This window comes from Pseudomonas soli, from assembly GCF_021283165.2.
GTDB classification, from domain to species: domain Bacteria; phylum Pseudomonadota; class Gammaproteobacteria; order Pseudomonadales; family Pseudomonadaceae; genus Aquipseudomonas; species Aquipseudomonas soli.
Genome location: NZ_CP128543.1, coordinates 94,879 through 116,177, shown reverse-complemented (window position 1 = coordinate 116,177; position 21,299 = coordinate 94,879). Strand labels below are relative to the sequence as shown.

At 64.3% G+C, this 21,299-nt stretch carries 20 protein-coding genes; 15 read left to right on the top strand and 5 right to left on the bottom strand.

From position 1 onward, the window contains the following. Positions 1 to 85: 85 nt before the first annotated feature. Complete coding sequence (locus tag LU688_RS00565; protein WP_038707125.1) at positions 86 to 1,015, bottom strand: LysR substrate-binding domain-containing protein; 930 nt, start codon at positions 1,013 to 1,015, stop codon at positions 86 to 88. A gap of 155 nt (positions 1,016 to 1,170) precedes the next feature. On the opposite strand from LU688_RS00565, the gene LU688_RS00560 reads away from it, so the two are divergent. The 6 genes from LU688_RS00560 (at position 1,171) to LU688_RS00535 (ending at position 6,431) form a co-directional block, all read left to right on the top strand. Then, entirely contained in the window at positions 1,171 to 2,559 is a 1,389-nt protein-coding gene (locus tag LU688_RS00560; RefSeq protein ID WP_094010777.1) for a NorM family multidrug efflux MATE transporter, read from the top strand. A 353-nt stretch (positions 2,560 to 2,912) separates the two neighbouring features. Then, a complete protein-coding gene (locus LU688_RS00555; RefSeq protein ID WP_011531561.1) occupies positions 2,913 to 3,125 on the top strand; it encodes a DUF1127 domain-containing protein in 213 nt (70 codons plus the stop codon). A gap of 297 nt (positions 3,126 to 3,422) precedes the next feature. Next, positions 3,423 to 3,740 carry a DUF2388 domain-containing protein gene (locus tag LU688_RS00550; RefSeq protein WP_023631742.1) on the top strand — a complete coding sequence of 106 codons (318 nt, stop codon included), beginning with the start codon at positions 3,423 to 3,425 and terminating at the stop codon, positions 3,738 to 3,740. 86 nt (positions 3,741 to 3,826) lie between these two features. Beyond that, positions 3,827 to 4,120: a DUF2388 domain-containing protein gene (locus LU688_RS00545; protein ID WP_094010778.1), complete on the top strand. Its 294-nt coding sequence runs from the start codon at positions 3,827 to 3,829 to the stop codon at positions 4,118 to 4,120. Between the two features lie 35 nt (positions 4,121 to 4,155). Further along, positions 4,156 to 4,476, top strand: a complete 321-nt coding sequence (locus tag LU688_RS00540; RefSeq protein WP_038707122.1) for a DUF2388 domain-containing protein — start codon at positions 4,156 to 4,158, stop codon at positions 4,474 to 4,476. Continuing rightward, positions 4,473 to 6,431, top strand: a complete 1,959-nt coding sequence (locus tag LU688_RS00535) for a DUF7844 domain-containing protein (RefSeq protein WP_094010779.1) — start codon at positions 4,473 to 4,475, stop codon at positions 6,429 to 6,431. The genes LU688_RS00540 and LU688_RS00535 overlap by 4 nt, the downstream gene beginning before the upstream one ends. Before the next feature lie 37 nt (positions 6,432 to 6,468). Here the strand turns inward: LU688_RS00535 and LU688_RS00530 are convergent, their stop codons facing one another. Beyond that, positions 6,469 to 6,870 carry a GFA family protein gene (locus LU688_RS00530; RefSeq protein ID WP_094010780.1) on the bottom strand — a complete coding sequence of 134 codons (402 nt, stop codon included), beginning with the start codon at positions 6,868 to 6,870 and terminating at the stop codon, positions 6,469 to 6,471. A gap of 269 nt (positions 6,871 to 7,139) precedes the next feature. Between LU688_RS00530 and LU688_RS00525 the strand changes: the two genes are divergently transcribed. The 9 genes from LU688_RS00525 to LU688_RS00485 all read left to right on the top strand — a co-directional run bounded on the left by LU688_RS00525 (position 7,140) and on the right by LU688_RS00485 (position 17,323). Next, on the top strand, positions 7,140 to 8,447 hold the full coding sequence (locus tag LU688_RS00525) for a CitMHS family transporter (RefSeq protein ID WP_094010781.1): 1,308 nt from the start codon (positions 7,140 to 7,142) through the stop codon (positions 8,445 to 8,447). 72 nt (positions 8,448 to 8,519) lie between these two features. Then, entirely contained in the window at positions 8,520 to 9,290 is a 771-nt protein-coding gene (locus LU688_RS00520) for a TerC family protein (RefSeq protein ID WP_023629725.1), read from the top strand. A gap of 225 nt (positions 9,291 to 9,515) precedes the next feature. Next, on the top strand, positions 9,516 to 11,174 hold the full coding sequence (locus LU688_RS00515; RefSeq protein ID WP_094010782.1) for a Na/Pi cotransporter family protein: 1,659 nt from the start codon (positions 9,516 to 9,518) through the stop codon (positions 11,172 to 11,174). A 31-nt stretch (positions 11,175 to 11,205) separates the two neighbouring features. Further along, positions 11,206 to 12,609, top strand: coding sequence for a M16 family metallopeptidase (locus LU688_RS00510; RefSeq protein ID WP_094010783.1), 1,404 nt, complete (start codon positions 11,206 to 11,208; stop codon positions 12,607 to 12,609). A 136-nt stretch (positions 12,610 to 12,745) separates the two neighbouring features. Then, the gene (locus tag LU688_RS00505) at positions 12,746 to 13,756 is read left to right on the top strand and encodes a DUF5924 family protein (RefSeq protein ID WP_094010784.1); all 1,011 of its coding nucleotides are present in this window, start codon (positions 12,746 to 12,748) and stop codon (positions 13,754 to 13,756) included. Positions 13,757 to 13,863: 107 nt separating this feature from the next. Then, complete coding sequence (locus tag LU688_RS00500; protein WP_094010785.1) at positions 13,864 to 14,988, top strand: ABC transporter permease; 1,125 nt, start codon at positions 13,864 to 13,866, stop codon at positions 14,986 to 14,988. Further along, positions 14,985 to 15,770 carry an ABC transporter ATP-binding protein gene (locus LU688_RS00495; protein ID WP_094010786.1) on the top strand — a complete coding sequence of 262 codons (786 nt, stop codon included), beginning with the start codon at positions 14,985 to 14,987 and terminating at the stop codon, positions 15,768 to 15,770. Before LU688_RS00500 ends, LU688_RS00495 begins: the two co-directional genes overlap by 4 nt. A gap of 3 nt (positions 15,771 to 15,773) precedes the next feature. Next, positions 15,774 to 16,712: an MlaD family protein gene (locus tag LU688_RS00490; RefSeq protein ID WP_023632377.1), complete on the top strand. Its 939-nt coding sequence runs from the start codon at positions 15,774 to 15,776 to the stop codon at positions 16,710 to 16,712. Then, positions 16,709 to 17,323: an ABC-type transport auxiliary lipoprotein family protein gene (locus LU688_RS00485; RefSeq protein ID WP_094010787.1), complete on the top strand. Its 615-nt coding sequence runs from the start codon at positions 16,709 to 16,711 to the stop codon at positions 17,321 to 17,323. The genes LU688_RS00490 and LU688_RS00485 overlap by 4 nt, the downstream gene beginning before the upstream one ends. On the opposite strand, the gene LU688_RS00480 is transcribed toward LU688_RS00485, so the two are convergent. From LU688_RS00480 to LU688_RS00470, 3 genes are all read right to left on the bottom strand, one after another. Further along, positions 17,305 to 18,534, bottom strand: a complete 1,230-nt coding sequence (locus LU688_RS00480; RefSeq protein ID WP_046853634.1) for a nucleoside recognition domain-containing protein — start codon at positions 18,532 to 18,534, stop codon at positions 17,305 to 17,307. The genes LU688_RS00485 and LU688_RS00480 overlap by 19 nt on opposite strands. 229 nt (positions 18,535 to 18,763) lie before the next feature. Beyond that, a complete protein-coding gene (gltP, locus tag LU688_RS00475; protein WP_023629390.1) occupies positions 18,764 to 20,098 on the bottom strand; it encodes a glutamate/aspartate:proton symporter GltP in 1,335 nt (444 codons plus the stop codon). 727 nt (positions 20,099 to 20,825) lie between these two features. After that, on the bottom strand, positions 20,826 to 21,296 hold the full coding sequence (locus tag LU688_RS00470) for an inhibitor of vertebrate lysozyme family protein (protein WP_031314662.1): 471 nt from the start codon (positions 21,294 to 21,296) through the stop codon (positions 20,826 to 20,828). Between the last annotated feature and the right edge of the window lie 3 nt (positions 21,297 to 21,299).

Genomic DNA, 21,299 nt, shown 5'->3' with positions numbered 1-21,299 from the left:
AAGTTGATCGGCGTCTGTAGGAAATACTTGAGTGTGGGGCCGGGATATTCGCAAACGTTTTCTTTCCGTGGCTTTTCGAACATTGCTAGCCCTGCGGCGAAAGGATCTGCACAGCCGGCAAATCCATCGCCTCCGCCTCCTCCTGCAGAAATACGCTGAGCCTGCGCAAGCGCTCCCCGCCCGGCCGGGTCCGTGGCCACACCAGGTAGTAGTCCATGCCACTGGCCACCGCGGTCGGCCAGGGCAGGCTCAACCGCCGCTGCGCCACATCCTCGGCCACCATCAGCAGGTCGCCCATGGAGATCCCGTAGCCCCGCGCGGCGGCGATCATGCCCAGCTCCAAGGTGTCGAACACCTGCCCGCCCTTGAGCGAGACCTTGTCGGTCAGGCCCATGCGCGCCAGCCAGGCCCGCCAGTCGCGCTTGTCCGGTGTGGGGTGCAGCAACTCGATGCCGGCCAGGCGCCGTTCGTCCCAGGGCGCTTCATCAAGCAGGTCCGGAGCACCCACCGGAATCAGCAACTCGGAAAACAACCGGCGCACTTCCCAGTCCGCCGGGAAGCTGCCATCACTGAGCAGCACCGCGCAGTCGAACGGCTCCTGGTTGAAGTCGACATGGTCGACATCCATCCAGGCGCTGGTCAGTTGCACCTCGTTGCCCGGCTGCAGATGGCGGAAGCGACTCAGGCGCGCCAGCAGCCAGCGCATGGTCAGGGTCGAGGGGGCTTTCATGCGCAGGATGTCATCTTCACCGCGCAAGGTTTCGCAGGCCCGCTCCAGGGAAGCAAAACCATCACGCACACCGGGCAGCAACATGCGCGCGGCTTCGGTCAGCTGCAGGCTGCGACCATTGCGCACGAACAGGCGGCAGGCGAAATGCTCCTCCAGGGTGCGGATATGCCGGCTGACCGCGCTCTGGGTAATCGCCAGCTCTTCGCCGGCACGGGTAAACGAGCTCAGCCGAGCAGCGGCTTCAAATGCGCGCAGCGCATAGAGCGGAGGCAGTTGGCGGATCATGATGCACCTGTCATACGGGAGCTGGGCCGGTGCAGAGGATCATACAGGCATGAGCCATACTCATGACACTGATCGCATTTATCCTTTTGTGCAAAGCTGACCGAAGCCTCAGAATCGACGGCTCGCTTCCAGAATCACCAACAAGGACCGCCCCCATGCACGTCGCGCCCACCACCGAACTCAAGGCTTTGCTGCGCCTGGCCGGGCCGCTGATCGCCTCGCAGTTGGCGCACATGCTAATGGTGCTCACCGACACCCTGATGATGGCCCGCATCAGCCCGCAGGCCCTGGCCGGTGGCGGCCTGGGCGCGGCAAGCTATTCGTTCGTGTCGATCTTCTGCCTGGGCGTGATCGCCGCGGTCGGCACGCTGGTGGCCATCCGCAAGGGCGCCAACGACATCGAGGGCGTCACCCGCCTGGCGCAGAGCGGCCTGTGGCTGGCCTGGGGCCTGGCGCTGGTCTCGGCGCTGGTGATGTGGAACCTCAAGCCGGTGCTACTGCTGTTCGGCCAGAAACCGGAGAACGTCGACTCGGCGATGCAGTTGCTGACCCTGCTGCCGCTTGCCCTGCCCGGCTACATGACGTTCATGGCCCTGCGCGGTTTTACCAGCGCCCTGGGCCACTCCACACCGGTGATGGTCATCAGCCTGGTGGGCACGGTGTTCAACTACCTGTTCAACCACGCCCTGATCGAGGGCATGTTCGGCCTGCCCAAGCTGGGCCTGATGGGGATCGGCCTGGTCACGGCGGTGGTGACCCTGGGCATGGCTATCGCGCTCGCACTTTATATCCGCTTGCACAAGGCCTATGCCGCCTACCCGCTGCGCAAGGGCCTGCTGCGCCCTTCCCTGCCGGCACTGCGCGAGCTGTGGCGGCTGGGCCTGCCGATCGGCGGCACCTATATGGTCGAAGTGGGCTTGTTCGCCTTTGCCGCCCTGTGCATGGGCGTGCTTGGCAGCACGGAGCTGGCGGCGCACCAGATCGCCCTGCAGATCGTCTCCACCGCATTCATGGTGCCGACGGGCCTTTCCTATGCGGTGACCATGCGCGTTGGCCTTTACTACGGCGCCGGCAACTTGCTGGCGGCCCGTAGCGCCGGGCGCGTGGGCATTGGCTTTGGCGCATCGCTGATGTTCGCCTTCGCCGCACTGTTCTGGTTGCTGCCGGATGCCCTGGTCGGGCTGTTCATCGACCGCAACGACCCGGCCTTCGCCGCTATCTTCATGCTGGCAGTGCAATTGGTGATGGTGGCGGCGTGGTTCGAACTGTTCGATGGCGTGCAGACCATTGCCATGGGTTCGATCCGCGGGCTGAAGGACGCCAAGACCACGTTCCTGATTGGCCTGGTGTGCTACTGGCTTGTGGGTGCGCCAAGTGCCTGGCTATTCGCCTTCACCTTCGGTGGCGGTGCACAGGGTATCTGGTGGGGGCTGGCCCTGGGTCTGGCCTGCGCGGCGGTGGCGCTGACGTTCGGCTTCGAATGGCGGATGAAGCGGCTGCTGGGCAAGGCTGAGCGTGCACGGCGGGCAGCATTGTCGGTCTGATACACCCGAAGCCGCTGCGCGCGCCATAGCCGCGCGGGCGGCGCTCGATATCACAAGCGCCGCAACTGTATCGCTGAACACTTTGAACCCAGCACCCATCAAAAACTGTACTACTGTACTGCTATATACCTCACTTCCTGCCGACCATTTCCCTGCCGACACCACAAAACCGCACCAAAAAAGTGCGCACCAGTACAGTTCCCTCAATAACCGGTGCAACAGTCGCTTTCAACAGTTAACTGGCCCATCACAATACACCTGAACTGTACCTACTGTTCTGGACGAGAGAGGAGGAAGATGGGCACCAGTTAAATCACTCCCTAATGCCGCCACAAGCGGAAGGATGACACATCATGGAACGTACCCTCAGTTCCGACCTGGTTTTTGAAAACGCCCAAGCTTCCAACGCCGCCCTGCCGCTGCGCGTCCTGTCCACCCTGGTACTGTGGCAGCGCCGCATGGCCAGCCGCCGCCAGCTGGCGCGCCTGGACTCCCGCCTGCTGGCCGATGCCGGTATCAGCGAGTCGCAGCGCTACGAAGAGCTGAGCAAGCCTTTCTGGCGCTAAGCGCCGGCCGCCGGCCCAGGCCGGCACCGTGAATTCTCAAGAACCCGCCGCAGGCAACTGCGGCGGGTTTTTTGTTTTAAGCCGCGCAGTAGAGCACTTGTGCACGCAAGCGTAACAGTTTTATAGAACTCAAATTCTATAGATACAGTTACGATTTGATCTGTTTTTCGCGCCCAGGCGTCAGAACCGCCGCGTGTTACGCTTGTCTTACGCGCCTGGCATATAAAGTACCGTGACGAGCCAAGCGAGCGTCCGATAACCAGAACCACCCTTGACCCTGTGCAGGAGTCCACCAACATGCCCCGTTATCACCTGATTGGCGCCGCCTTGCTGCTGTCCCTCGCCGGTGCCGCAAACGCCACCAGCTTCGTCGTCACCACCGACGCCGTCGTCGGCGCCGTAGCCGCCTCGACCGACGCCACGTCCGATATCTCCTCCTCGTTCCGCGACGACAAGATCGTCAAGGCCGCCCGTGACGATGCCGCCAGCTTCGTCGGTAGCGATGGCGCCATCCGCGGCGCCAAGCTGGAAAGCGCATTCGTGCACATCCGCCAGCAGCTGCCGGCCCTGCAAGCCAGCGATGCGCAGCTGGCCCGCGCCATCCTCGCCATCTGACCCTGCCCTTGCCCCGGATTCACTGGCCCCGAACCGTGCATCCGGGGTAGCCTTCGCAGCCCGAGACAATCGCCACTTCAAAGCCCATGCGTTACCTATTGCTTTCCCTTGTCGCCCTGACCTGTATGAACAGCGCCCATGCGATGGATGCCACCACCCAGAGCCTGGTCATCACGGGCTACGTCACCAGCCAGGTGACGGCCGCCCCCTTCGACCGCAAACGGATCGTCGCGGCCCGTGACGATGCCGCCGTGTTCGTCGCCAGCGACGGCCTGATCCGTGGCGCGCGCCTCGAGGCGGCGTTCGACGCCCTGCGCCACGGCTGCGCCCGATACTCTGTCGGCGACCGTGAACTGGCCGAGGCGATACTCGTCCAATAACTACACCCGCTCCCTTGTATTTCCGGAGATGCTCCATGCGTAAACCGCTGATCGCCGCCACCCTCGGTATGCTGCTGCTAGCCGACTTGGCCCAGGCACACACCCTGGTGGCCACCAGCAATATCATCGTCCGCGCCTTTGGCCGGTCGATCGACTTCACCTCCGACACCACCACCTCGATCCGTGATTCGAAATTGGTGCGTGAAGCCCACGACGACGCCGCCAGCTTCGTAGCCAGCAATGGCGACATCCGCGGCGCGCAGCTCGAAGCCGCCTTCGACACCCTGCGCGCCCGCGTGCCCGAAGCCCGCGACGCCAGCGACCAGGTACTGGCCGAAGCCATCCTCGCCCTGTGAAGCGCATGCGTGCCTGGCTGCTGGGCTGCGCCCTGACGCTGCTTGGCACGCCCGCCCTGGCCGATCTGCAGCTGGTGCTGCAGACCGACGGCCTCGACCCTTCGCAACAGCAGGCCAGCCAACTGCTGCTCGACGAAGCCATGGCGAAGCTGCCACCGCGTTTCAAGCAGCAGCTCGACCGGCAGATCCTGGTCAGCTGGACCTCGCGCATGCCCGAGGATGCCTACGGCCAGGCTTCGCCGGTCGCCAGCCTTGATCTCAACCGGCGCCTGCTGCCGGGCCTCGTAGACGGCAGCGCCGCCCGCGAGAAGACCAACCGCCCCCATGGCACGGTCCGCGAAGAACTGCTCGCCACCGTGCTCCACGAGCTGACCCATATCTATGACCGCGCCCGCCTGTGGCCGCAGGCCGAACGCCAGCTGATCAGCCGCTGCAAGCGCCAGCAGGGCGCGCTTGGCAAGGTCGGCCTGCCGCAGGACTGTCGCGGCCAGGCCGAACGCCGCTTCACCTTGAGCGACGACCCGCGCCTGCTGGACCTGGCCGGCTGGCCGCAGTACGTCGGCCGGCGCGGCGAGCGCGAGCAGCACAATGGCCAGCTGGTGCGCAGCCCGGATCCCTACGAGCTGAGCAGCCCGAAGGAGTTTGTCGCGGTCAACATGGAGTACTTCCTCCTCGACCCCAGCTACGCCTGTCGCCGCCCGGCGCTGAACCAGTACCTGCGCGACCACTTCGACTGGGCGCCGCAACAAGATGCCTGCGCCAAGGGCCTGCCGTTCCTCAACGCCGGCAACGACTTCGCCCGCCAACCCTTGGGTGAGATCGACCCGGAGCGGGTCTACGAGGTCGACTACCTGCTGGCCGAAGCCAACCAGAATTGGGTCAGCCGCTGGGGCCACAGCATGCTGCGCCTGGTGATCTGCGCCCCGGGTCGCCCACGCGGGCCGGCCTGTCGCCTGGACCTCGACCAGAGCCTGGTGCTGTCATACCGCGCCTTCGTCAACGATGTGCAGCTGTCCAGCTGGGACGGCCTGGTCGGCGCCTACCCGTCGAGGCTGTTCGTGCTGCCGTTGGGGCAGGTGATCGACGAGTACACCAAGACCGAGCTGCGCAGCCTGGCCTCGGTGCCGCTCAGGCTCAGCCGCGCCGAGATCGAAAACCTGGTGCGCCAGGCCGCGGAGATGCACTGGAGCTACGACGGCAACTACTACTTCCTGTCCAACAACTGCGCCGTGGAGTCGCTCAAGCTGCTGCGCAGCGGCACCGGTAATGCACGCCTGAACGACCTGGACAGCATCATGCCCAACGGGCTGCTCGAGGTCATGAAGGGCAGGGGACTGGCTGATACCAGCGTGCTCGACGACCCACGCGAAGCGCTGCGCCTGGGCTATCGCTTCGACTCTTACCGCGACCGCTACCAGGCGATGTTCGAGGTACTGCGCAAGCAGCTACCAATCAAACAGACGACGGTGGAAGGCTGGTTGGCGCTGGACGCCGAGCAGCGCCGCCAGTGGTTCGACCGCGCCGACCTGCGCACCAGCGCGGCCTTGCTGCTGCTCGAACAGGCCGGGCTACGGCGCCAGCTGCTGCTGGCCCAGGATGAGGTCAAGCAACGCTACCTGAACGGGCGGGCGCTCAAGGACGGCAGCTTCGACAAAGCCAACGAAACCTTGCAGGCGATGCTGGCCAACAGCGGCTTCCTCAGCCGCCCGGCGGAGTTGCTCGGGGCAGGGGGCTACGGCCTGCCGCAGCCGGACGAGCGCAAGCAACTGGAGCAGGTGAGCAGCGAGCGCCAGGCGCAGCTGCTGCGCCTGAGTACCGACCTCGACCAGCAGGTGAGGGCGCTGCTGGGGCCCGAGCGGGGCAGGGAGATCAAAGCCGTGGAGGCCAATATCAAGCAGGTGGGCGAGCACCTTCGGGCGTTGCACAAGGCGGCCGGGGGGTTGCAGCTGCCCTAGTACATGGCGATAGGGCCAGAAGAGGCAGCACAATGCCCTACAGGTTTTCCTCGTCTTCCTCCGGCAACCCTTGATCCACCTGCAACCACGGCAAGCGGCTCCCCACCCAGATATGCCGATTGGCCGGCACCCGCTCCGGGTGATCCAGCGTCGCCACGGTTACGTCGATCGAATCCGGGCTATGGGCCGTCACCAGTGCCACGTGCGCCCCGCAACTGCCACAGAAGTACCGACTGCAGGTTTCCGGCGCCATGTAGCGCTGCGGTGAGCCCGCCAGCCACTGGAAAGCCTTGAAGGGCAGGGTGACCCAGGTTACCAGAATGCCCCCGCTGACCCGCCGGCAGATCGAGCAATGGCAATGGGCGACATCGCCCAGGGCGCCCGACAAGCGATAACGCAGGGCACCGCAATGGCACCCGCCTTCTTCGACATCCACCATCGAAACGACCTCCCGTCGCCTGGCACCAGCCGAAAGCTGGCTGAAAGCTTGCCCACATAGGATAGCGCCACCACCGGCAGCAGACCGGCCAGCCAGGGCACCCGGAAACTTCCGCGCCCCGGCCCAATCAACAACAACAATGGTGATTCTGATGTTTTCCTGTGCCCGCCTTTTCGCAGTCCCCCTCCGCCAGCTCCTCGCGCAGCGCCTGACGCGCTGATCCGCCCGAATCGTCCTTCCTTTCGCCGCGCCACGCCTGGAGTACCGCCATGCTGACCTTCCTCGGCTTCGCCATGGTCATCACCTTCATGTACCTGATAATGACCAAGCGCCTGTCGGCCTTGATCGCGCTGATCCTGGTACCGATTTTGTTCGCCCTGTTCGGCGGCTTCTACAGCGACATCGGCCCGATGATGCTGCAGGGCATCAGCAAGCTCGCGCCCACTGGCGTGATGCTGATGTTCGCCATTCTCTACTTCGCCCTGATGATCGACTCCGGCCTGTTCGACCCGGCCGTGCGCAAGATCCTCAAGCTGGTCAAGGGCGACCCGCTGAAAGTCTCGATCGGCACCGCGGTGCTGGCCCTGGTGGTGTCCCTGGACGGGGACGGCGCCACCACCTACATGATCTGCTGCGCCGCCATGCTGCCGATGTACAGCCGCCTGGGGATGAGCCCGCGAATCATGGCTGGCCTGATCATCCTCGCCGGCGGGGTGATGAACATGACCCCATGGGGAGGGCCGACGGCGCGCGCCGCCAGCGCCTTGCACGTTGACCCTTCGGACATCTTCGTGCCGATGATTCCGGCCATGGCATTCGGCGTGGTGGCGATCCTGGCCATCGCCTACTGGTATGGCCTGCGTGAACGTGCCCGCCTCGGTGAACTGCACCTGCCGACCGACGACCTCGACCACAGCGAAATCAGCGTGTCGCAGTTCCCGGAAGCCCGCAGGCCCAAGCTGCTGTGGTTCAACGGCGCCCTGACCGCCGCGCTGATGGTCGCGCTGATCGCCGGCGTGCTGCCACTGCCGGTGCTGTTCATGATCGCCTTCAGCATCGCCATGATCGTCAACTACCCGTGCCTGCAGCAGCAGAAGGACCGCATCGCCGCCCACGCCTCCAGCGTGCTGGCCGTGAGCGGGCTGATCTTCGCCGCGGGCATTTTCACCGGCATCCTGTCGGGTACCGGCATGGTCGATGCCATGTCCAAGAGCCTGCTGGCGGTAATCCCGGAAGCGTTCGGCCCCTACATGGCGGTGATCACCGCCCTGGTCAGCATGCCGTTCACCTTCTTCATGTCCAACGACGCCTTCTACTACGGCGTGCTGCCGGTACTCTCGGAGTTCGCCAGCCATTACGGCGTCACCCCGGTGGAAATGGCCCGTGCGTCGATCGTCGGGCAACCGGTACACCTGCTCAGCCCGCTGGTACCCTCCACCTACCTGCTGGTGGCCCTGGCCGGCATCGAGTTCGGCGATCACCAGCGCTTCACCCTCAAGTGGGCAGTGCTGGTATGCCTGTGCATAATGGCCGGCGCGCTGGCGCTGGGGACTTTCCCGCTGTTCAGCAGTCTGTAATACAAGCGCCTCATCCAACCGCAAAGCGCCCGTCACCAGGGCGCTTTGCCTTTACCGCTCGAAGGAATACACATGGAATGGCTGACCAGCCCGGAAATCTGGGTTGCCTTTTTTACCCTCACCGCGCTTGAGATCGTGCTCGGGATCGACAACATCATCATGATCTCGATCCTGGTCAGCCGCATGCCCAAGCACATGCAACCACGCACGCGGATCTTCGGCCTGGCCCTGGCCATGGTCACGCGGATCATGCTGCTGCTGTCGATCACCTGGGTCATGCGCCTGACCGACGACCTGTTCCATGTACTGGGCGAGGGTATCTCCGGGCGCGACCTGATCCTGTTCTTCGGCGGCCTGTTCCTCCTGTGGAAAAGCTCTCAGGAGATCTACCACGGCCTGGAAGGCGAGGACGAGAACCCCGACGAGCCGAAAGGGGCAGGTGGCAAGTTCTTCTACACCATCATCCAGATTGCCATCATCGACATCGTGTTCTCGCTGGACTCGGTGATCACCGCGGTGGGCATGGTCTCCCACGTGCCGGTGATGATCGCCGCGATCATCGTCGCGGTACTGGTGATGATGCTCTGCGCCGGCACCATCAGCGATTTCATCGACAAGCACCCATCGCTGAAGATGCTCGCGCTTTCGTTCCTGATCGTCGTAGGCACCGTGCTGATCGCCGAATCTTTCGATGTGCATGTGCCGAAAGGCTACGTCTACTTCGCTATGGCTTTCTCGCTGGCGGTGGAGGCGATCAACATCCGCATGCGCACGGCGATGGCACGCAAGAAGGGCAAGGAGCACGATCCAGTGAAACTGCGCAAGGACATCCCGGGTCAATAAGCCCAGGAAGCGCGGTAGCGAAAGGGCCCTTCGGGGCCTTTTTTGTTGCCGACGATGAGGCCAGAGCATGTTTCAAATACGTTTCACCCATGCCAAGCTGGCACCAGCCAGGCAAAACAACTAAAGCTTCAGTGAGCACTGGGAAAAACAGCCCACCCCCGGGCCAGGCTCACCGCTGCACCCATTGGCCCCGCCCAGGGGCATAGAAGAAAAGGGGGCCCGACCATGCTGACCCTGCTCAATCTGCTCTCCGCCGTGGCGTTGCTGGTGTGGGGCACCCATATCGTGCGTACCGGCATCCTGCGGGTCTATGGCTCGAACCTGCGCCGCGTGCTCGGCCAGAACATGAACAAGCGCCCGCTGGCCTTCATTGCCGGGATCCTGGTCACCGCCATGGTGCAGAGCAGCAACGCCACCGCCATGCTGGTCACCTCGTTCGTCGGCCAGGGCCTGATGGCCATGACCCCGGCCCTGGCGATCATGCTCGGCGCCGACGTCGGGACCGCGCTGATGGCGCGGGTGCTGACCTTCGACCTGTCCTGGCTGTCGCCGCTGCTGATCTTCCTCGGGGTGATCTTCTTCCTTTCGCGCAAGCAGACCCGCGCCGGCCAGCTGGGCCGCGTCGGCATCGGCCTGGGCCTGATCATCCTGGCACTGCAACTGATCGTCCACGCCGCCGCGCCGATCACCCACGCCCAAGGGGTTAAGGTGCTGTTCGCCTCGCTCACCGGCGATATCCTCCTCGACGCCCTGATCGGCGCGCTATTCGCCATGATTTCCTACTCAAGCCTGGCCGCCGTGCTGCTCACCGCCACCCTGGCGGGCGCCGAAGTGATCAGCCTGCCGGTGGCCATCGGCCTGGTGATTGGTGCCAACATCGGCAGCGGCCTGCTCGCCTTCCTCACCACAAGCCTGCAGAACAGCGCCGGGCGCCGGGTGGCGCTGGGCAGCCTGCTATACAAGATCATCGGCCTGCTGCTGATCATCCCGGTGCTACACCCCTTGGTAGCGTGGATGGACAGCTTGAGCTTCAGCCCGCAGGAACTGGTGATCGGCTTCCACCTGCTCTACAACACCTTGCGCTGTCTGCTGATGCTGCCGACGGTCAAGCCCATGGGCCGCGTGTGCAACTACCTGTTGCCTGAACGCGACAATGGCAATGGCCACAACCAGCCCCGCCACCTGGATCCGACCGCGCTGAACACCCCCAGCCTGGCGCTGGCCAATGCCGTACGCGAGACTCTGCGCCTGGGCGATATAGTCGATAATTTGCTCGAGGCCGTGCTCGGCGCCCTGCGCGGCACCCAGACGGCCATGCCCCAGCAAGTCAGAGCCTTGGGCGAGGATGCCGAAGCGCTGTACAACGCCATCAAGCTGTACCTGGCACAAATGCCCCGTGAAGACCTCGGCGAGCAGGACAACCAGCGCTGGGCCGAGATCATCGAGCTGGCGATCAATCTGAAGCTGGCCAGCGATCTGATCGAGCGCATGCTTCGCAAGGTCCAGCAGCAGAAGACCTCGCAGCGTCGGGAGTTCTCCCAGGTTGGCTTGGAGGAGCTGACTGGCCTGCAGGAACAATTGCTGGCCAACCTGCGCCTGGGCCTGTCAGTGTTCCTCAGCGCCGACCCGCAGAGCGCGCAGCAGTTGCTGCGCGAGAAACGTCGTTTCCGCGCCCAGGAGCGGCGCCTGGCCCACGCCCATGTCAGCCGCCTGCAACGTAAAGTGGTGCAGAGTATCGAGACCAGTTCGCTACACTTGGAGCTCATTGCCGACATGAAGCGTTTGAACTCTTTGTTCTGCAGCAGTGCCTATGTGGTACTGGGCGGCACCGACACCGGCGGGCTGATGCTCGACAGCGTGCCGGACGAAGCCCGTCAGCCTTGAGCCAAGACACTCCGGAGACCTGAGCTCGCCTATGCGTTGCCTGTTGTTCGTTTGCCTGCTGATTTGTAGCCTGCCCACGCTCGCCCTCGACCGCTCGCGGGTCGAGGGCTACCTGTTGCCCAACGGCCTGCAGGTCATCCTCAAGTCCGGCTATGAGCGTGATCATGTGTCGATCCGCCTGGTGGTGGGCGTGGGCCTGGACGACTTCGACTGTGACCAGCGCGAGCTGCCGCACCTGCTCGAGCACCTGCTGTTCAGCGGTATCGACGAGACGGGCGAGGGCGGGCTGGAGGAGCGTATCCAGGCCCTGGGCGGGGAGTGGAACGCCTTCACCAGCAGCGCCGACACCACCTTCGTCATCGAAGCCCCGGCGCGCAACCAGCGCAAGGTGCTCGACCTGCTGCTGGCGGTGGTCCGCGATACTCAAATCGACACGAAGGCGCTGGCCACCGCGAAAAAGATCATCGAGCGCGAGGACGGTGGCCATTACGGCCGACTGCAGCGCTGGCTGGACCGTCAGGACATCGGCCACCCAGCCAGCGACCAGCTGGCTACCGAGCTGGGCCTGAAATGTCCCGAGCGCTCCAACTTCGACGACATGACCCTGGAACAGGTCCAGCAGTTGCGCGAGCACTGGTATGTGGCCAACAACATGTCGCTGATCGTCGTCGGCGGCCTCGACCGCCTGCTGCCAGCCTACCTGGAACGCACTTTTGGCGAGCTGCCGGCGACCGAGCCCGAAGAACGCCGCAACCTCGAAAGCATCAGCCAGCAGGCCGAGCAGCGCCGCGACCTGACCCGCGGCTGGCTGGGCGACAGCGTCAAGTTGCACTGGCTGTTCATCGAGCCGACCCTGGAGGAGGGGCACGACCAGACCCTCGAGCTGCTGTCGCGCTACCTGGACTGGGCGCTGTACGACCAGTTGCGCCTGCGCCACGGGTTGTCCTACGGGCCGTCGGTACAACGCGAGAGCTTCGGCGACAGCGGGCTGCTCACCCTGAATGCCGACCTCGAGCGCCAGGACCTCGACAAGGCACTCAAGGTACTCGAGCAGTTGTTCGACCATCTGCGCAAGCATGGCCTGGACCCGGACACCTTCGCCCGCATCAAGGAGGCGACGATCGCCCGGGAGAGCTGGACCACCCAGGGCAACGCAGCGCTCGCCGACTACTACTGGGGGGCGCTCAACGCCTACGAGGACGGACGTTTCACCGATCCGGTGCGAGAACTTCGCCAAGTCAGCCTGAAACAGGCCGATGCGGCGCTGCGCGAGCTGCTCAAGGAGCCGGGGTACCTGCGCATCGAGAAGCCGTTGCTGGGGTATGACGAGCTGTATGGGTTGGTGGCCTTGTTGCTGGGGTTGATCCTGGCAGTCGGGCTGATCCGCCGCCGCGGGCCTCGCGCCAAGCCCAGCGGTGCTACACGGGCGCCCTGATTCGGCGGTATCCTGTAAGCCTTTCGCTAGCACTCATCGCGGGGCAAGCCCGCTCCCACGACAATTCATGCGTGGGAGCAGGCTTGCCCCGCGATGAAGCCGGCACTGCCATCCACCGCTCCCTGTTGCTTGCCTCATGCCCCCAATCCCCAGCTTCATCCTGCGCATCATCGAGCTGCTCAAGCGCTACCCCGGCATCATCGCGCTCTACGGTTTCCTCTCGGGCATCGGCAGCTTCATGCTGGTCGACCGCCAGGCCGGCCTGGCAAGGTGGATCGCCATCGCGATGCTGGTCAGCTGGGTCTGGCTGATGCTGGAGAACACCCTCACCGAGCTGTTCGCCCGCACCTTCAAGCGCGAGATCCCGCAACCGTTGCTGCGCTTCGCGACACAGATGATCCATCAGGAAAGCCTGTTCTTCGTCTTGCCGTTCTTCTTCATCACCACCACCTGGAACAGCGGCCAGCTAATATTCACCGGCCTGCTCGGTGCCGCGGGGCTGATCTCGATCATCGACCCGCTGTACCACAAGTGGCTGGCGCCGCGGCGCTGGCTGTTCCTGGCGCTGCACACCCTGACGCTGTTCGCGGCCATGCTCACGGCATTGCCAATCATCCTGCATCTGACCACCGCGCAAAGCTTCAAGCTGGCACTGATCGCCGCCATGGCGCTGTCGTTCCCGAGCCTGGCCAGCAGCTTCCCGATCAACAGCTGGCGCCGTGGCGTGGCCCTGGTGCTGGTGACCCTGGCGGTGGGTGGCGGCGGGTGGCTGCTGCGCTCGTGGGTGCCGCCGGCCACACTGTGGATGACCGACGTGGCGATCAGTACCGAGGTGCTCAACCGCCAGCCAGGCGAATCACTGGACGAAGTGGCGGCCAGCCGTATCCGCAGTGGTGGGCTGTATGCCTACACCGCCATTAACGCGCCGCGCGGTCTGAACGAGCGCATCTACCATGTGTGGCAGCTCGATGGCAAAGAGGTCGACCGTATCGCCTTGGACATTCACGGCGGGCGCAAGGAAGGCTACCGGGCCTGGACCCACAAGCAGAACTTCCCACCCAATCCCGCAGGCAAGTGGCAGGTGAGGGTGCTGACCGAGGACGGGCAGGTGATCGGGGTTCTGCGCTTCAAGGTGGTGGAATCCTGACAAGGATCGCGGGGCACGCCCGCAACCATCATCGTGGTGGAAGCGGGCCGACCCCGCGATGGGCTATGATCTGACTCGCCGATTCGCCAGTCAGATGCAGGGAGCCTATGACCGCCCCGAGCGCCACCTTGGACACCCGGCAGCAGCCCACTCGCCTGCGCATCGCCGGAGACTGGACCCTTGCCCACTACGCCAGCCTCAAGCGCGAGTGCGAGCGACTGCGCGACCAGTACGGTGACGAAACCCTCGCCGACCTCAGCCAGCTGGGCCGCCTGGACACCGCCGGCGCCTCGCTGCTGGCCGAACTGCTGGGCTCCGAACGCCTGTCGCGCTGCAGCGACGAACTCCCCGATGCCAGCCGGGCCTTGCTGAAGAACGTCTACTGCTCGGTGCAGGACTACTGCATCCCGGTCAAGGAACCGGAGCAGCCAGTGCTGCTTCTCCTGCTGGCGCGCATCGGCCGCGCCGTCGACCAGCTGTGGCAGGACACCACCCAGGTGCTGGGTTTCATCGGCCTGATCCTGCAGACCTTGTTCCTGCGGCTGTTCCAGCCGCATCGCTGGCGGGTCACCCCGGTGGTCGCGCACCTCGAGCAGACCGGCCTGGACGCCGCGCCCATCGTCGCCTTGCTGACCTTTCTGGTCGGCGCTGTGGTGGCCTTCCTTGGCGCTACGGTGCTGGCTGACTTCGGCGCAACGATCTTCACCGTCGACCTGGTAGCGTTCTCCTTCCTGCGCGAGTTCGCCGTGCTGCTGACCGCCATCCTCATGGCCGGGCGCACCGCCAGCGCGTTCACCGCGCAGATCGGCTCGATGAAGGCCAACGAAGAGATCGACGCCATTCGCACCCTGGGCCTCAACCCGATCGAGCTGCTGGTTGTGCCCCGAGTGCTGGCACTGTTGATAGCATTGCCATTGCTGACCTTCGTCGCGATGCTCTGCGGCATGATCGGCGGCGCGGTGGTCTGTGCCCTGACCCTGGACATCTCGCCGGCCATGTTCCTCTCGCTGCTGCAGAGTGACATCGGCGTGCAGCATTTCCTGGTGGGCATGGCAAAGGCGCCGTTCTTCGCTTTCCTGATCGCCGCCATCGGCTGCCTGGAAGGCTTCAAGGTCAGCGGCAGCGCCGAGTCGGTGGGTGCCCACACCACCTCCGCCGTGGTGCAATCGATCTTCGTGGTCATCGTGCTGGACGCGGTCGCCGCGCTGTTCTTCATGGAGATGGGCTGGTGACTGAAGCCGTGATCGAAGCCCGGGGGCTGTGCAACCGCTTCGGCAGCCAGAGCGTGCACGAGAATCTCGACCTGGACCTGTACCGCGGTGAAATCCTCGCCGTGGTCGGCGGTTCGGGCAGCGGCAAATCGGTGCTGCTGCGCAGCATCATCGGCCTGCGCCGGCCCAATGAAGGCACGGTCAAGGTATTCGGCCAGGACCTGGCCACGCTCGACGAAAACCAGCGCTCGCTGGTCGAACGCCGCTTCGGCGTGCTGTTCCAGAAGGGCGCGCTGTTCTCCTCGCTGACCGTTACCGAGAACGTCGCCCTGCCGCTGATCGAGCATGCCGGGCTGTCGCGGGCCGACGCCGAGCACCTGGCCGGGGTCAAGCTGGCGTTGGCCGGGCTGCCGATCAGCGCTGCCGACAAGTACCCGGCCTCGCTGTCCGGCGGCATGATCAAGCGCGCCGCCCTGGCCCGCGCCCTGGCCCTGGACCCGGACATCCTGTTCCTCGACGAGCCCACCGCCGGCCTCGACCCGATCGGCGCCGCCGCCTTCGACCAGTTGATCCTTACCCTGCGCGACGCCCTGGGCCTGTCGGTGTTCCTCATCACCCACGACCTGGACACCCTCTACACCATTACCGACCGGGTGGCGGTGCTGTCGCAGAAGAAGGTGCTGGTAGCCGGGCCCCTGGCCGAGGTCGAGCAGACCGTTGATCCCTGGATTCACGAATACTTTCACGGCCCGCGTGGCCGGGCGGCCGAAGACGCCGCCCTGCGCGCCCGCCAGGAGCGCTGAACGATGGAAACCCGAGCTCATCATGTCCTGATCGGCCTGGTCACCGTGCTGGTGGTGGCGGGCGCCATGCTATTCGGCCTGTGGCTGACCAAGTCCAGTGTCGACGATGCTTTCAAGGACTACGAAGTGGTGTTCAACGAGGCCGTGTCGGGCCTGTCCCGCGGCAGCCCGGTGCAGTACAACGGCATCAAGGTCGGTGATGTCAGCAACCTGCGCCTGGACCCGAAGGACCCGCGTCGGGTCCTGGCTCGCGTGCGCCTTAGCGGCGACACGCCGGTCAAGGAGGACACCCAGGCCAAGCTGACCCTGGCGGGAGTGACCGGCAACTCGTTCATCCAGCTCAGCGGCGGCACGCCGCAAAGCCCGGAACTCAAGGGCAAGGACGGCAAGCTGCCGGTGATCGTCGCCTCGCCATCGCCAATCTCGCGCCTGCTCAACGATAGCAGCGACCTGGTGACCAACATCAACCTGCTGCTGCACAACGCCAACCAGATGTTCTCTTCGAGCAATATCGAGCGCCTCAGCAATACCTTAGCCAACCTCGAGCAGACCACCGGCGCCTTCGCCAACCAGAAGGGCGGGATTTCCGAGGCCATCGAACAGCTGGCTCAGGTCGGCAAGCAGGCCAATGCCACCCTGGCCGAGACCCAGGCCCTGATGCGCAATGCCAACGGCCTGCTGGGCACCCAGGGCAAGCAGGCCATCGGCAGCGCCGAGCAGGCCATGCAGTCGCTGGCCGAAAGCACCGCGACCATCAACAGCCTGTTGCAGGACAACCGCCAGTCCTTGGACGATGGTGCCCAGGGCCTGAACCAGATCGCCCCGGCAATCCGCGAACTGCGCGAGACCCTCAACTCGCTCAAGGGCATCTCCCGGCGCCTGGAAGCCGACCCCAGCGGCTACCTGCTGGGCCGCGACAACAACAAGGAGTTCCAGCCATGAAGCTGTCGCTGCGCCTGGCCGCACTCGCTACCACCCTGAGCCTGGCTACGGCCTGCTCGATCCTGCCGCAGTCCGAGCCTGTGGATATCTACCGCCTGCCGGTGAGCCAGACCGCCCGCAGTGCCGCGCCGCTGGACTGGTCGCTGCGCCTGAACAAGCCACTGGCCAGCGAAGCCCTGGCCGGGCCGCGTATCGCGGTCATTCCCCAGGGGGATGTGATCAGCAGCTACAAGGGCGCCCGCTGGAGCGACCCGACGCCAATGCTGGTGCGCAATCGCCTGCTCGACGGCTTCCAGCGCGATGGCCGGGTGCAGCGCCTGAGTGCCGACGACAGCAACCTGCAGGCGGACTACGAGCTGGGTGGCGAACTGCAGGCGTTCCAGAGCGAGTACCGCCCAGGCGGGGCTGTGGAGGTGGTGATTCGCTACGATGCACGGCTGGTGCAGGGCCGCAGCCAGCGCATCCTCGCGAGTAAACGCTTCGAGGTACGCCAGCCGCTAGGCAGCCAGCAAGTGCCGGCGGTGGTCGCCGGCTTCGGTACGGCCAGCGACCAGCTGGCGCGCCAGGTAATCGACTGGACCGTCAGCCAGGCTCAGGCAAAGAACCAGTAGCAGACGAAGATCGCCGCGATCACCCCGGACAGCTCGGCCAGCAGCGCGCAGCCCACCGCATGGCGCACGCGCTGGATACCCACCGCGCCGAAGTACACCGCCAGCACGTAGAAGGTGGTTTCGGTGCTGCCCTGGATGGTCGCCGCCACCAGCGCCGGGAAGCTGTCCACGCCCTGGGTCTGCATGGTCTCGATCAGCATCGCCCGCGCCGCGCTGCCGGAGAACGGCTTGACCAGCGCCGTGGGCAGGCCCTCGACGAAGCGCGTATCCAGGCCCATCCAGGTCACTGCGTGGCGGATGCCGTCCAGGGCCAGCTCCAGGGCGCCGGAGGCACGCAACACGCCCACGGCCACCAGCATCGCCACCAGGTAGGGCAGCAGCCCCTTGGCCACGTCGAAACCCTCCTTGGCGCCCTCGACGAAGGCCTCGTACACCTGCACCCGCCGCAACGCGCCGATCACCAGGAACAGGATGATCACGCCGAACAGCGTCAGGTTGCCCAGGATCGAGGACAGGCTGGCCAGCGCGGCCGCCGACAGCGTGCCGAGAAAAGCCATGAAGCCACCCAGCAACAGCGCGCCGGGGATCAGGTAGGCAAGCACCACCGGATCCCACAGGCGCAGGCGCTGCATCACCGCCACCGACAGCAGGCCGACCAGGGTCGAGCAACTGGTGGCCAGCAGGATCGGCAGGAACACCATGGTCGGGTCAGGTGCGCCTTGCTGGGCGCGGTACATGAAGATGGTCACCGGCAGCAGGGTCAGCGATGACGCATTGAGCACCAGGAACAGAATCTGCGCGTTGCTCGCCGTGGTGCTGCTGGGGTTGAGCTCCTGCAGCGAGCGCATGGCCTTCAGGCCGATGGGCGTGGCGGCGTTGTCCAGGCCCAGGCCGTTGGCGGCGAAGTTCATGGTGATCAGGCCCAGGGCAGGGTGGCCCGGCGGTACCTCCGGCATCAGCCGGGCAAACAGCGGCCCGAGGACCTTGGCCAGCCATTCGACGATACCGGCCTTCTCGGCAATCTTGAGAAAACCCAGCCACAGGGTCAGGGTACCGAACAGCAGGACCATCACCTCTACCGAGAGCTTGGCCATGGCGAAGATGCTCTCGACCATCGCGGCGAAGATACCGGCATTGCCGCCCACCAGCCATTGGCCCAGGGCGCTGATGGCCGCAATCAGGAAAAAGCCGAGCCAGAGGCCGTTGAGCATCCGTGTGTTCCCCCGTGAAAAAATGCCCGAATGATAGCGCAATCAACCGGCGCGCTGTTGGGGGCGCTTCGCACCCCATCGCCGGCAAGACGGCTCCCAAAGGGATTTGCGAGACCCGTGTGGGAGCCGGCTTGCCGGTGATGGGGCCAGTGTGGGTAACACGACCGCGGTCAGCTTTCAGACAGCAAAAAGCCCCGACAAGTCGGGGCTCTTCGTTTAGCTCAGCGGCTTACTGGTTGACGGTCTTGCCCGCCACCACGGCCTCTTTCTTGCCTTTTTCCAGCACCAGCGACTTGTAGTACGCCTCGCCTTTCTCGGCGTCGTACATGCCCTGCCACTTGGCGATGACCACTGCGGCCAAGGCGTTGCCCACCACGTTCAGCGCGGTACGAGCCATGTCCATGATGCGGTCGACACCGGCGATGAAGGCCAGGCCTTCCAGCGGGATGCCCACGCTGCCCAGGGTGGCCAGCAGTACCACGAACGATACACCCGGCACGCCGGCGATACCCTTGGAGGTGACCATCAGGGTCAGCACCAGCAGCAACTGCTGGCTCCAGGACAGGTCGATGCCATACAGCTGGGCGATGAAGATCGCCGCGATGCTCTGGTACAGGGTCGAGCCGTCAAGGTTGAACGAGTAGCCGGTCGGAACCACGAATGAGCAGATCGACTTCGGCGCACCGTACTTCTCCATTTTCTCGATCACGCGCGGCAGCACGGTCTCGGAGCTGGAGGTGGAGTAGGCGAGGATCAGCTCATCTTTCATGATGCGCATGATCTTGATCACCGAGAAGCCGAACAGGCGAGCCACCAGGCCCAGCACCATGAAGGCGAAGAAGGCGATGGCGAAGTACACCAGCAGCACCAGCTTGGCCAGCGGCAGCAGCGAGCTGAAGCCGAAGTTGGCGACAGTCACGGCGATCAGGGCGAACACACCGATCGGCGCGTAGTTCATGATCATGTGGGTGACCTTGAACATGGTCTCCGACACGCCCTGGAAGGTACGCACCAGCGGCTCGCGCAGATCGGCGTTGAGGCTCGACAAGCCCATGCCGAACATCACCGAGAAGAAGATGATCGGCAGCATCTCGCCACGCATCAGCGCCGCGAAGATATTCGACGGGATCAGGTTGAGCAGGGTCTCGATGAACGCATGCTCATGCTGCACCTCGGCCGCGGTGGCCTGGTACTTGGAGATGTCGACGGTGCCCAGGGTGCTCATGTCGATGCCGGCGCCCGGGTGGAACACGTTGGCCAAGACCAGGCCGACGACGATGGCGATGGTGGTCACCACCTCGAAGTAGATGATGGTCTTCAGGCCGATACTGCCCAGTTTCTTCGCGTCGCCTACCCCGGCGATGCCCACGATCAGCGACGAAATCACGATCGGGACGACGATCATCTTGATCAGGCGAATGAAGATATCGCCGGCTGGCTGGAGGACGTTGCTGATCCACCATGCCTTTTCTGCACTGAAATGATTCAGTAGCGCGCCGACTGCAACGCCCAGCAACAGACCGATGACGATCTGCCAGGCGAGGCTCAGTTTTGCCTTCTTCATGTCATTACCCTTTGTTGTAGTGGTCACGGGCACCTGACGGAAAGTCGCGTTCCAGAGCGCTTCAAAGCTGCTGGGCGGCTGCGTGTTCCGTTCCGGCCCCCTCTGTAAGGACACCGCGAGCGAGCATTTCTGGCGCTCGGGCCAAGGAAAAAGGCGGCAACTATTGCGACGTGGGCAGAGGCAGTCTAATGCCGGAAACGAATACCGTATGCCGAATCGGCATGAGACCAGAAGCCAAAATCGAGCATCGCCAAAGCCTTGATTTTCAACGTTCGGATTTCCGAACAAGGCCAATGCGCCATTTTTCGGCAGATTTGCAGGTATGAAAGAAGGGAGTTTGATGGCGTGTTCGACAATCCGAATGGCTGAAATGCCACACGGGCTGACCTGTCGGACAACTAAAAAAATTTCGATATACGGTAGCGACAAAATGTGTCTGAAGTGAAAAGTCGCTCGTATGGATAGATAAATCCCTACAGGCGCTTCGGAAGCCAGATCGATCACGTCCTCAACTCGACCCGATCGACCTGCAACTTCCGATGCCACCCTCTCCTGACCCGGCCCATGATGGAGGCACTCCCTGTACCCCTAGGCCACTCCGACCCTGCAACAGTCAGAACGGCCCGGCCCCCTGGTCATGCGCCGCCCCTCCTCGGGGCGGCGCATCATAGAAGCTTGAAAGATAAAAAGGTTCAGCTTCTATAGCGTTACAGTGCGCGACCGCTGGTCAGTACCAATTCGGGTCACGCTTGAGCTGCTCCTGCAGCAAAGCTTTCATGCCTTCGTCCGGCTTGCCCAACCAGCGGTAGTCCGCATGGCGGGTCGGCGACTTGTCCGCAGGCAGGCCCTCAGGCACTTCCACGAGCATGCCGTAGGCTTCGTCCTTGTCCCAGCTGAAGGCCACGACCAGGCGCTTGTAGGTGCAGTTGCCCTCGGATTCGCAGAGCGGACCAACCAGATACTGGTCGCCGTCCTCGGTCACCGCCGACATCTGCTGTGCCGAGCTGCCGCTGAGGTTGATCACCCATTCGGGCAAGCGCTCTTCTTTCTTTATCGTCTTCTGCCAGGTCTTCTGGTATTCGGGGTCCGAGCCAAGCAACTGGTTGACCCGGACCTGGCCGTCATTGGCGGCCAGCGCCGACGCACCACTGCCCAGCAGCAGTGCGACGGCCAAGGCTTTCGGGAGCATCCTGCTCATGGT